This window comes from Staphylococcus sp. 231237_7MaSpsaltlick, from assembly GCF_043107035.1.
Genome location: NZ_JBICNX010000012.1, coordinates 12,888 through 25,288 on the forward strand (window position 1 = coordinate 12,888; position 12,401 = coordinate 25,288).

Genomic DNA, 12,401 nt, shown 5'->3' on the forward strand with positions numbered 1-12,401 from the left:
ATTTAATCTATAGAAATGTATCAATATGTGGCTCTAACAGATGCCATAGTTCATTACTTAACTCATCAATAGAGTAGGGTCTAGAGTGCTCTATCCACCATATAATAACACCTACAATTGCCGAACCTAAAAATTGTAACGCTATTTCATTATCTTTTTGTTTTATGTTTTGCATAAATTTTTCAGAAAGCGTTTGTCTTAATATATTTAAATCAGATTTTTGTATTAATTGTTTCAAGATCACATATTGTTTATCTATAGCTATGAGTATTTCACGCATATTTGTTTTACCATCTTGTTGAAGATTCATTGTACGCTCGCATTTTTCAATTGCTTCAGCTAATATAAAATCTAATGATTGATTAAGTATGTCGTATTTATCTAAAAAGTTTAAATAAATCGTTCCTCTATTGATATTAGAAGCTTCGGCAATATCTTTCATAGATATTTTAGCAATGTCCTTTTTTTGCATTAGTTTTATAAAATTTTCGATAATAAGTTGACGTGATTTTTCTTTTCTTTTATCCATAACTATTCCTCATTTATCAACGATTTTTGAAATCTGTACAATAAGCATCAATATACTTGTTTTGTTTATTGAGTTTAACTTTTTATAATGATAAGTTCAAGTTAATGAACAAATGTTCATTAAAAAGGAGGACGCATATGAATATTCTTATTTATGGCGCTGGTGTACAAGGGCAATATTTAGCATATGTATTAAATCAACCTGAAAATAACATAACATTATTAGCTAGAGGTCAAAATTATAATCACTTAAATAACAGAGGGGTTGTGTTGAATCATTATTTACAAAATAAAAGAACTACAGATCACTTTAACTATGTAAGTAATTTAGGGAAGAATGATAACTATGATGTTATCTTTGTAACAATGAAGTATTCAGATTTTTACTCAGTTGTACCTTCATTAGCTCAAAATATAAGCACCAATATTATTTTTATAGGTAATAACACTAATCCTCATAAACTTCGCCAAACAGTAATCCAGCAATCAATTACATCTAAAAATATATCTTTTGGGTTTTTAATGACTGGAGGTAACAGAACGGATAGTGAAACCACTGTTATTCGATTTAATGCAGGGGAATTAAAAGTAAGCAACCTTAATGGAGTAATACCATTTCATAATAAACTTGATGAAATTTTTAAAAATTCATCTATAAAATTAACTTACGAAACAAAATTTGAAGATTGGTTAATGTCACATGCAGCAATGATAATACCTCTAAATACTGGGTTATCACTGAAAAATAAATACAAAGGAAATCAAAAGCAACTTATCAGTAATATCATTAGGTCATATAATGAATTACATTTATTAATTGAACATAGTAACTATAACATTACACCAAAATTACAGTCGATTCTGTTTAAAAAATTTAAATATATTGCCTATCCACTGTTAAAATTAATTATTAACATCAAAATGATGAACCAAATTCAAGGTTCAAATTCAGAAGTTAACACTTTATACGAAGATATAAAGTTATTAAATAAGCAAACGGCATTAACAACTAACCATTTAGATGATTTGATTAAAGAATCGATATAATTAAGTTGAATTGTATTATAATTATTAATTTTTTAGGTATGATTACTAAGTTAATATCATTATTGTAATTGTTAAAATATATAGTAAAGAAAACTTGAAATCTTTTTATAAGAAAGAAGAGGATTTTATAAAAAGATTCAGTTTTATAGAAGTCTAAATCTTAAACCACTAATAAAATAAGTGATAAGGCTTTAATATAAATAATAAAATCGATGATTTCTACTTAATTTTAGTGTAGAAATCATCGATATTTTTATGTTTTCCAAACACAGATTATTTTTATTTATTCCTAGCTTTATAGCCAATCATATTAATAATATCTTTTGGTCTGCTATATGGAGGGGCATAAGCGACTTCAAATTCTGTCAGTTCATCAATTGTTAATTTTTGCATCATTGCCATTGATAAGATGTCAATGCGTTTATCTACACCTTTTTCTCCAACTGCGGCTGCACGAATAATGCGTCTGTTAGATTTATCAAAGTAAACACGTAAGTGTAATTTTTTATTTCCAGGGTAATATCCTGCATGTTCGCCTTGGTTAGCTTCAACTATTCCGTAATCAAAATGTTCTAATTCTTGCGGTGATACGCCTACACTAGCAAAAGTATAATCAAAGAATTTAACAATATTTGAACCTAAAAAGCCTTTGAATTTCACTTTAGGGTTACCTGCTAGTTGTTCAGCAATAATACTTGCACCACGATGTGCACCCCAAGCAAGCGGAACGTGTGCGGTTAAATCAACGTGTCTATAATGTGAAGTTATGATATCACCAAGTGCATATATATTTGGCACATTAGTCTGAAATTGGTCATTAACAGGAATATAACCTTTGTTATCTAAAGTGATACTAGATGATTTAATAAAGCCTGAATTTGGTTTTACGCCTACACCTTCAATAATTAAATCAAAAGCTTCTACATTACCAGAAGAGAAATATACTTCGTTACCATCTACTTTTGTTATTTCTTCATTAAAGCGATAAGTGATATGACGTTTATCCATTTCATCAATAATAGATTGGTTCATGTCTTGATCCATTAATTTATTGATATGCGTTGAGCGATGGATTAGAGTAGGTACGATACCACGTTCATATAGATTATCTAAAATTTCTAAACCTATATAACCCGTGCCCACAACTAGTGCTTTTTTAACTTGATGTTGTTCAATAAAAGCTTCAATTGCATCTGTATCTTCCATATTTCTTAAAGTAAATGCTATTGGACTATTTAAGTTCAACGAATTTGCACTACATCCAGGGCTTAATATTAAAGTATCATAATGTTCTTCAAACGAAGTATTATTCACGTAATCGTAAACGGTAATTGTCTGTGAATCATCGTTTATAGATGTCACTTCATGATACGTTTTTACAATTATATTTTTAGAATCATAAAAAGCTTCTGGCGTTGCTTCAAGCACTTTATCGCGTGAATCAACGACATTGCCTAAATAGTAAGGTAACGCACAGTTAGCGAAACTCATATCACGGTCTTTTTCGAAAACAACAATTTCGCTTTCTTGATCCAATCTTCTGATTTGACTAGCCACAGTTGCGCCTCCAGCAACTGCACCAACAACTACAATTTTATTCATACTGAAAGGCCTCCTCAAATTAAAATCTCGAATTAAATTTGAGATTTTATAGTTTCTTCATAAGGCATATTTAATTGGAAATAATCATTTAAATATCGTCCAATACCATCTTCATTATTAGAATATGTAACTTGGTTTGCAACGTGTTTAAGTTCATCCAATCCATTATCCATGGCAATACCGTATTTAGCATATTTAATCATTTCTAAATCATTATCTTCATCGCCGAATGCAATAATATGATTTCTATCGATTTCTAAATGAGATTTTACGTAATCTATACCGCGTGCCTTGCTAATCCCTTGTTTAACAATTTCAATGACTGGAAATGGTGAACCCCATCTACGGTGTTCAATATTTTCTGCATAAAAGCGTGTTAACATTTGTTTGACTCTAGGGATCATGAACTCTTCCGCCTCAACTAAAATTGAGGTAGGGGATTCAGTTAATGAAGTAAGTAAATCTCCAGTCTCTACTTTTGGATTACCCATTGAAAACCCATCAAATAATCTTTGATCATAGTTATTAATAAATACGTAGTCTTTAACTTCGGCAATAATATTAGATACACCATAATCATTTAAACTTTTTATAATGCTTTTCGATAAATCTAAATCTAATACATCGTGTTTAATTTCGAATTGATCATCTTTAGGATGATGTACAAATGCGCCATTAAAGTTCACGACTGGTGTATCCATATTCAGTTCATGATAATAAATTTGGCTAGCTCTATATGGTCTACCAGTGGCAATCATTAATTTGTGCCCTTGTTTTTGTAATTTAGTTAATACTTCTTTTGTATAAGGTGTGATTTCTTTTTCATCATTTAAAAGCGTTCCGTCTAAATCTAGACAAATTAAATAAGGTTCCATTGAATTCTCCTTAATGTTTAATAATTGACGTATGAATATCATAGCATTTTATTGGAGTTTTGTAAGATATTTGATATATTGTTAGTATGATTAATTACGAAGAGGTGAAATGTATGGATGAAGGATTAAAAGATAGCATATTGAATGCTTTAGAAATGGTTATTGACCCTGAGTTAGGTATCGATATCGTTAACTTAGGTTTAATATATAATGTAGATGTAAATGACGAAGGTTTATGTACTGTAGAAATGACATTAACATCTATGGGTTGTCCAATGGGACCTCAAATTGTAAACCAAGTTAAAATGGTATTAGCAGAAATTCCAGAGATTTCAGATACAGAAGTAAACATCGTTTGGAGTCCGCCATGGGGTAAAGAAATGATGTCTCGTTACGCTAAAATTGCTTTAGGTATCGGTTAAAACAAAATAAATAGTAACTAAAGAATAGTCTAATGTACTTATCGTACATTGGGCTATTTTTTTGTTAAAATTATTAAAATACTAACCATTTAAAAATATAATTTTTCTATAGTGCAATTCATTAAAATAATTGCAGTAATATTACAGAAGTATTACAATGGTTGAGTGAATGATAACGACAATAGCGAAATATTTTAATTGGGGATGAAAGAATGAATAGAAATGAGCAATAATTTAAATAAGCAGTTAAAGTATAGTACGCGTTATATGCCAGGTTTAGATGGATTACGAGCAATTGCGGTCATAGGCATCATCATCTATCACTTAAACAAACAATGGTTGACTGGCGGTTTTTTAGGTGTGGATACATTTTTTGTGATTTCTGGTTATTTGATAACTAGCTTATTACTTTTTGAATATGAATCTACAGGTATTATTAATTTAAAACAGTTTTGGTTAAGGCGAGTTAAACGATTAATTCCAGCTATGTCATTACTTGTGATGGTTGTTACGGTAGCTACATTAATACTTAAACCTGATGAAATAGTAAATATTAAACAAGATGCTTTCGCAGCTGTTTTTTATGTGTCAAATTGGTGGTACATTGCATCGGATGTTAATTATTTCGAACAGTTTGCTTTTATGCCATTAAAACATTTATGGTCACTTGCAATTGAAGAGCAATTCTATATTATTTTTCCCACTGTCTTCATTTTTTTACTACTTACAATAAAGAAATACCGAAATGTGACTTTGATATTGTGGATAGTTTCACTAATTTCTTTATTAACAATGGTTATTATTGCCCAATCACAAACAGGGCATTCACGTGTCTATTTTGGGACTGATACCCGATTACAGACAATGTTATTAGGTGTAATATTTGCATTTGTTTGGCCTCCGTTTAAATTAAAGAAAAATCCCAATCATTTATTGAGAACTATCATCGATAGTATAGGTGTGGTTGGAATTGCACTTTTATTAATCCTTTTCTTAAAAGTGAATGATAATAGTAATTGGATATATAATGGTGGTTTTTATTTAATTTCAGGATTGACGTTACTAGTAATTATTAGTGCGGTACATCCTTCTGGTTATTTTGCCAAAATACTAGGTAATCCATTATTTGTATACATAGGGAAACGATCTTATAGTTTATATTTATGGCATTTCCCTGTAATTAGCTTTGTACATTCATATTATGTAGATGGCCAATTACCTTTTTATATTTACGCAGTAGATATCATTTTAACCATTGTCTTGGCAGAGTTGTCATATCGTTATATAGAGACACCGTTTAGAAAACGAGGAATAAAAGTATTTAATATCTCACGTTTAAATAAACAGGCAGTGATTAGAACTATCGTCTTAATTTTATTTTTAATTCCTACTATGTTTGTCTTTGCAGGAAGCTTTGATAAACTAGGTGAAAATGACATAAACCATAAAGCAACTTCATATAATACAGATGAAATAGATAAATATTTAGTTAGACCAATTCCAGTTAATGACGTTAACTTTTTAGGAGATTCTAATTTTAAAAAGGAGAAAGATAATGAAGTATATGCAGATTTGAAACCATTATTAATTGGAGATTCTGTAATGGTGGATATTGGAGAAACCTTTAAGATGCGAGTACCTCATGCTAATATTGATGGAAAAGTTGGTAGAAATTTATACGAAGCGAGTCCATTAGTTGATCAAAAATATCAAAATTATAACCAAAAGTCAGATCAAGTTATCTTAGAGTTAGGAACAAACGGCGATTTTTCTAAAGAACAATTAAATGAATTAATTAAAAAGTTCGGTGATGCGCAAGTGTATTTAGTAAATACAAGAGTGCCTAGAAGTTATGAATCTCATGTTAATAAATTGATGGCTGATGCTGCCAAAAAATATGATAATGTTACTCTAATTGACTGGTATAAACGTTCAGAAGGCCATACAGAATATTTTGCACCAGATGGTATCCATTTAGAAGCAAAAGGTGTAAAAGCACTAACGGATGAAATATTAAAACATATTACCAAAAAATCTAAATAGATTAAACAACATAATAATGTTTGAGTTCTTGTTTCTATTAAAATCTAAAATTGTAGAAAAAAGATCGCATGTAAATGTCAATGATATTATAAATCAAATTAAAGTTTAGAACTTAAAAATGTATGCTAAGAAAGCACTTGTTTTCTTAGCATACATTTTTTATAATTTAACTATTTTAAGAGGGGCGCACAGTGACTTCGTTAACATTAACATGCTTTGGTTGAGAAATAGCATAGGATACAGCGTTAGCAATATCTTTAGGTTCTAATTTTTTTCTGTTTTCTTCAAAGGGGCTTTTCGAACTGAGTTCCGTTTCCACCATACCTGGTGATACATTTGTTACACGTACACCTGTATTAGCTAATTCTTTTTCTAAACCAATAGAAATAGCGCGCACAGAGAATTTTGTAGCACAATAAACAGATAAACGTTCAATAACTTCAAATCCTGAATCGGAACAAATATTGACGATATGACCTTTTTGATTATTGACCATATTTCCAACTACCGAATTAACACCATAAAGCAAACCTTTAATATTTATATCAATCATATCTTCCCAATCAGATACCGAACCATCTAAGACCCTACTAGAACCCATTTTCCCGGCATTATTAACAAGAACATCAACGGTTTCAAAACGCGTTTCGGCTTGTTTAACTACAAATTCTATTTCTTTTTTATTAGAAACATCTGCTTGTACCGTGAGTAATGTAGAGTCGTTATTTAATTCGGAAGCTAAACTATTTAATTTATCCTGGTTTCTAGCTACAGCTACTACATTCATATTCATTTGTAGTAATTTCTTTGTGATGGCTTTACCTATACCACTCGTCGCACCTGTCACTAATGCAGTCTTATACATTGAATTTTGATCCATATTATAATCTCCTTTGGTTAACAGTATAAAGGGTCTCTATTTTCCTCTATAAATATAAAAAATAGAATTAATCATAGTGAGATTCATTAATCTATATTTAATCTTAATATTTTCTGTCTTCTTTGTTAATCGGGTAATCATTTGCACTCATATCTCTTCTAGTCATGAGGCCATTTTTATTAAATTCCCAATGTTCATTGCCATGTGTTCGCATCCATTGATTTGATTCTGCGTCACGCCACTCATATTCAAATCGGACAGAAATAAGATTATCTGTGTAACACCATAATTCTTTCATTAATTTATAATCAAGTTCTTTATTCCATTTTCTATATAAAAAAGATTTGATTGCTTCACGTCCTTCAAAAAATTCAGTACGATTTCTCCATTTTGAGTCTTCCGTATAAGCAAGACAAACTTTTTCTGGATTTCGTGTATTCCATGCATCTTGAGCTATCTTTACTTTTTCTAACGCTGTCTGCTTATTAAAAGGTGGTATTGGTTTTTTAATTTCTTGTTCCATGTAAGCACACTCCCTTATAATGAGTATTTACAATAATCGTAACATAATTCTAAGAACTGTTATTGTGTTTATTTAGTTAATCAATACGAAAATGCTAGATGATTTTTATTATTTATTAATAATAAATGTATGTTTTATTCTATGTTAAGCAGGCAAAATATAAGGTGTAGTAAGCTTTTAAGTCTCATGAAAAGAATATAAAAAAGCGTCCTTTATTGTTGATTAATTTAATAGGAAGTATTATAATATATTTAAGGTCAAAGAAAGTCAAAGTCAAACTTGAAGACGCTTGATCAAATACTAAATGGTGAGGTGAATCATTTTGGATATTAATCAAATGACCTATGCAGTTCAAGGAGCTTTACAAAAAGCAGTTGAATTAGCAAAAGCACATGAAAACCAAAATATAGAAATTGAAGCTGTCTTAAAAGCAGCTCTTGAAGAAAACGAAAGTTTATTTAAAAGTGTTCTAGAAAGAGCTAATATTGATACTGAATATTTAAATAGCGCATATACTAATAAATTAAAAAACTATCCAACTGTACAAGGAGATAATATTCAATACGGACAATATATCAGTCCCAAAGCAAATGAATTATTCAATAGTGCAGAATCATATATGAAATCATATGAAGATGAATACATTTCTATGGAACATATCATATTAGCTGCAATGGACATTGATGATACAACAAAACAATACGTAGATAATAAAAAAGAGATTATCGTAGAGATTATTAAAAAAATAAGAGGAGGAAACCATGTGACAACACAAAATCCAGAAGCAAATTATGAAGCTTTAGAAAAATATGGTAGAGATTTAGTTGAAGAAGTACGCCAAGGTAATATGGATCCAGTAATTGGACGGGATGAAGAAATAAGAAATACTGTGAGAATTTTAAGTAGAAAAACAAAAAATAATCCTGTGCTTATTGGAGAACCAGGTGTAGGTAAAACAGCTATCGTTGAAGGTTTGGCACAGAGAATTGTTAGAAAAGACGTACCAGAGTCGCTATTAGATAAAACAATATTTGAATTAGACTTAAGTGCACTTGTTGCAGGTGCAAAATATCGTGGTGAATTTGAAGAGCGACTAAAAGCAGTATTGAAAGAAGTAAAAGATTCAGATGGTAGAATCATACTATTTATAGATGAAATTCATATGCTTGTAGGCGCTGGTAAAACAGAGGGTGCAATGGATGCCGGAAATATGTTGAAACCAATGCTTGCAAGAGGTGAATTACACTGTATTGGGGCTACTACCCTAAATGAATATAGAGAATATATTGAAAAAGATTCAGCTTTAGAACGTCGTTTCCAAAAAGTGAATGTATCGGAACCAGATGTAGAAGACACAATTTCTATTTTGCGTGGTTTAAAAGAGCGTTATGAAGTGTATCATGGTGTACGTATACAAGATAAAGCATTAGTAGCTGCTGCAGAGCTTTCAGACCGTTATATCACAGATCGCTTTTTACCAGATAAAGCAATCGATTTAGTGGACCAAGCATGTGCGACAATTAGAACAGAAATGGGTTCTAATCCAACAGAATTAGATCAAGTTAATCGTCGTGTAATGCAATTAGAAATCGAAGAAAGTGCTTTAAAAAATGAATCAGATAATGCAAGTAAACAGCGTTTACAAGAATTACAACAAGAATTATCTAATGAAAAAGAAAAACAAAACGCAATTCAATCTCGTGTTGAAGAAGAAAAAGAAAAAATTGCGAAATTACAAGAAAAACGCACGGAATTGGATGAAAATAGAAAAGCACTAGAAGATGCTGAAAATAATTATAACTTAGAAAGAGCGGCTGAATTGCAACACGGTACAATTCCAGAATTAGAAAAAGAGTTACGCGAATTAGAAGACGCATTTCAAAATGAACAAAATGGCGATAATGAACGTATCATTCGTGAAATTGTTTCTGATGAAGAAATTGGAGATATCGTTAGTTCATGGACAGGTATTCCAGTTTCAAAACTTGTTGAAACTGAAAGAGAGAAACTATTAAGCCTTTCAGATATACTACATGAACGTGTTGTGGGGCAAGATAAAGCAGTAGATTTAGTTTCTGACGCTGTTGTAAGAGCACGCGCAGGAATTAAAGATCCTAACAGACCTATTGGTAGTTTCTTATTCTTAGGTCCTACAGGTGTTGGTAAAACAGAATTAGCTAAATCATTAGCGTCTACGTTATTTGACTCTGAAAAACATATGATTCGTATTGATATGAGTGAGTATATGGAAAAACATTCTGTCTCTCGTCTTATTGGTGCGCCTCCAGGTTATGTCGGACATGACGAAGGGGGACAATTAACTGAAGCGGTTCGCCGTAATCCATATTCTGTAATTTTATTAGATGAAATTGAAAAAGCTCACGGCGACGTATTTAACGTGTTATTACAAATACTTGAAGAAGGTCGCTTAACGGATTCTAAAGGACGAGAAGTAGACTTTAAAAATACAATTATTATTATGACTAGTAATATAGGTTCACAAATTTTATTAGAAAATGTAAAAGATACTGGTGTGATTACTGAAACAACAGAAAAAGCTGTTATGAACAGTTTAAATCAATACTTTAAACCTGAAATTATCAACCGTATGGACGATATTGTTTTATTCAAACCACTATCTATTAATGACATGAGTTTAATCGTTGATAAAATACTAACAGAACTAAATATTAGATTAATGGGTCAACGTATTTCAATCAACGTCACAGATGATGCGAAGGCTTGGTTAGGTGAAGAAGCTTATGAACCGCAGTTTGGTGCAAGACCATTAAAACGTTTCATCCAAAGACAAATTGAAACGCCACTTGCACGTAAAATGATAAGAGAAAACTTACCTGAAGGCACAACTATTGATATAGGATTAACTGATGATGGCTTAACATTTTCTGAAAACAAACCAGAAATAGTTTAACAACCATGATTAATAGCCAGTAATTTTAATTAATAAAATAATTTTATTTGGGAACGCGTATTAGAAAACAAAGTAGACAATTGTTTTCTGACGTGTTCCCTTTTTTTATATTAAAAAACAAGTCCAAGACATTTATATGCCTCGGACTTATTTAATGATATAGTTATCTTTGACGGGGTTAGACAATGGAATTATCCGATTGCTGTCTTACCCTGTATTTAGTGTTGTTCTTTGGTATCATGCTTTTTAGGTTTAATAACCATATCAAATAAAACAATAATAATGGTAAAAGCAATCGCTCCAAAAATCGGTGTTACATAGTTAAGTGCACCGCCACCATTCAAGCTATTAAGTACGAAATTAATCATTTGTAATAAAACAATAGACCAAAATAAAACTGCGAGGTATTTCATTATGTAATGCCTCCAATATAATATATATAACTTCATTATAAATAATTAAGTGTAGTTTGTATAGAGAGAAGTAATATTTAAAATTTCGATGTGTTGTTCTTGTATTTGAAATGTGTATTATGTTAAATTAATACCTGGTATTAAAAGTGTAATTTAAATGAACATTAAAATTAAGATTAAGAAGGTGTACAACCATGGATGTGGGTATTAAAGGTTTTGGTGCATACGCACCTGAAAAAGTTGTAGAAAATACCTATTTTGAATCATTTTTAGAAACTTCAGATGAGTGGATTTCTCAAATGACTGGTATTAAAGAGCGTAGATGGGCAGATGAAAATGAAGAAACTTCTGACATGGCTTATCAAGCGAGCTTAAAAGCAATCGAAGATGCAGGGATTGAAGCTTCAGAAATTGACATGATTATTGTAGCGACATCAACAGGCGATTTTCCTTTTCCAACCGTCGCTAACATTTTACAAGAAAAATTAGGTGTTGGTAAAGTTGCTTCCATGGATCAACTTGCAGCATGTAGTGGCTTTATGTATGCAATGATTAATGCAAAACAATTTGTACAATCTGGTGATTATAAAAATATATTAGTTGTCGGCGTAGATAAGTTGTCTAAAATTACTGACTTTACTGATCGTTCAACAGCCATTTTATTTGGAGATGGCGCTGGTGCAGTAGTTATTAGTGAAGTATCAGAAGGCCGTGGTATTTTAAGTTATGAACTAGGTTCAGATGGTTCAGGAGCAAAACATTTATTTTTAAATCCAGAAAATGGCAAAATATTTATGAATGGTCGTGAAGTATTTAAGTTTGCTGTAAGAATCATGGGGGAAGCGTCAACAAATGCTGTGGCTAAAGCAAATTTAAGCCCAGACGACGTTGATATGTTCGTACCACACCAAGCAAACATTAGAATTATGGAATCTGCTAGGGAACGTTTAGGTATACCAAAAGAAAAAATGAGTGTTTCTGTAGATCGATTCGGTAACACATCAGCAGCATCTATTCCATTAAGTATCGCCCAAGAATTAGAAAATGGCAAAATTAAAGATGACGATGTCCTTGTATTAGTTGGTTTTGGTGGCGGCTTAACATGGGGTGCTGTCACACTAAGATGGGGAAAATAG

Annotated in this window: 11 protein-coding genes; 5 read left to right on the forward strand and 6 right to left on the reverse strand. The window is 31.1% G+C overall.

All coding sequences use genetic code 11. The annotated features are described in order from the left end of the window. Positions 1-7: 7 nt before the first annotated feature. Positions 8-529 (reverse strand): TetR/AcrR family transcriptional regulator, encoded by a 522-nt coding sequence (locus tag ACF91D_RS19745; RefSeq protein ID WP_327620688.1) that lies wholly within the window; start codon positions 527-529, stop codon positions 8-10. A gap of 137 nt (positions 530-666) precedes the next feature. On the opposite strand from ACF91D_RS19745, the gene ACF91D_RS19750 reads away from it, so the two are divergent. Continuing rightward, positions 667-1,575, forward strand: a complete 909-nt coding sequence (locus tag ACF91D_RS19750; RefSeq protein ID WP_101051360.1) for a ketopantoate reductase family protein — start codon at positions 667-669, stop codon at positions 1,573-1,575. A gap of 279 nt (positions 1,576-1,854) precedes the next feature. Here ACF91D_RS19750 and ACF91D_RS19755 read toward each other — a convergent pair whose 3' ends face one another. Both ACF91D_RS19755 and ACF91D_RS19760 read right to left on the reverse strand, forming a co-directional pair. Then, the gene (locus ACF91D_RS19755) at positions 1,855-3,177 is read right to left on the reverse strand and encodes a CoA-disulfide reductase (RefSeq protein WP_039067789.1); all 1,323 of its coding nucleotides are present in this window, start codon (positions 3,175-3,177) and stop codon (positions 1,855-1,857) included. 32 nt (positions 3,178-3,209) lie between these two features. Beyond that, positions 3,210-4,052, reverse strand: coding sequence for a Cof-type HAD-IIB family hydrolase (locus tag ACF91D_RS19760; RefSeq protein ID WP_069792453.1), 843 nt, complete (start codon positions 4,050-4,052; stop codon positions 3,210-3,212). A gap of 113 nt (positions 4,053-4,165) precedes the next feature. Here ACF91D_RS19760 and ACF91D_RS19765 point away from each other — a divergent pair, with 113 nt between their 5' ends. Beyond that, positions 4,166-4,474, forward strand: a complete 309-nt coding sequence (locus tag ACF91D_RS19765; protein WP_039067787.1) for a metal-sulfur cluster assembly factor — start codon at positions 4,166-4,168, stop codon at positions 4,472-4,474. Between the two features lie 222 nt (positions 4,475-4,696). Next, positions 4,697-6,517: an acyltransferase family protein gene (locus tag ACF91D_RS19770; protein WP_327620687.1), complete on the forward strand. Its 1,821-nt coding sequence runs from the start codon at positions 4,697-4,699 to the stop codon at positions 6,515-6,517. A gap of 175 nt (positions 6,518-6,692) precedes the next feature. Here the strand turns inward: ACF91D_RS19770 and ACF91D_RS19775 are convergent, their stop codons facing one another. Both ACF91D_RS19775 and ACF91D_RS19780 read right to left on the reverse strand, forming a co-directional pair. Then, complete coding sequence (locus tag ACF91D_RS19775; protein ID WP_039067784.1) at positions 6,693-7,397, reverse strand: SDR family oxidoreductase; 705 nt, start codon at positions 7,395-7,397, stop codon at positions 6,693-6,695. 103 nt (positions 7,398-7,500) lie between these two features. Then, the gene (locus ACF91D_RS19780) at positions 7,501-7,920 is read right to left on the reverse strand and encodes a nuclear transport factor 2 family protein (protein WP_039067782.1); all 420 of its coding nucleotides are present in this window, start codon (positions 7,918-7,920) and stop codon (positions 7,501-7,503) included. 322 nt (positions 7,921-8,242) lie between these two features. Here ACF91D_RS19780 and clpB point away from each other — a divergent pair, with 322 nt between their 5' ends. Beyond that, entirely contained in the window at positions 8,243-10,852 is a 2,610-nt protein-coding gene (clpB, locus tag ACF91D_RS19785) for an ATP-dependent chaperone ClpB (protein ID WP_039067781.1), read from the forward strand. Positions 10,853-11,070: 218 nt separating this feature from the next. Here the strand turns inward: clpB and ACF91D_RS19790 are convergent, their stop codons facing one another. Beyond that, the gene (locus ACF91D_RS19790) at positions 11,071-11,265 is read right to left on the reverse strand and encodes a YjzD family protein (protein ID WP_101051354.1); all 195 of its coding nucleotides are present in this window, start codon (positions 11,263-11,265) and stop codon (positions 11,071-11,073) included. 194 nt (positions 11,266-11,459) lie between these two features. Between ACF91D_RS19790 and ACF91D_RS19795 the strand changes: the two genes are divergently transcribed. Further along, entirely contained in the window at positions 11,460-12,401 is a 942-nt protein-coding gene (locus ACF91D_RS19795; RefSeq protein WP_039067777.1) for a beta-ketoacyl-ACP synthase III, read from the forward strand.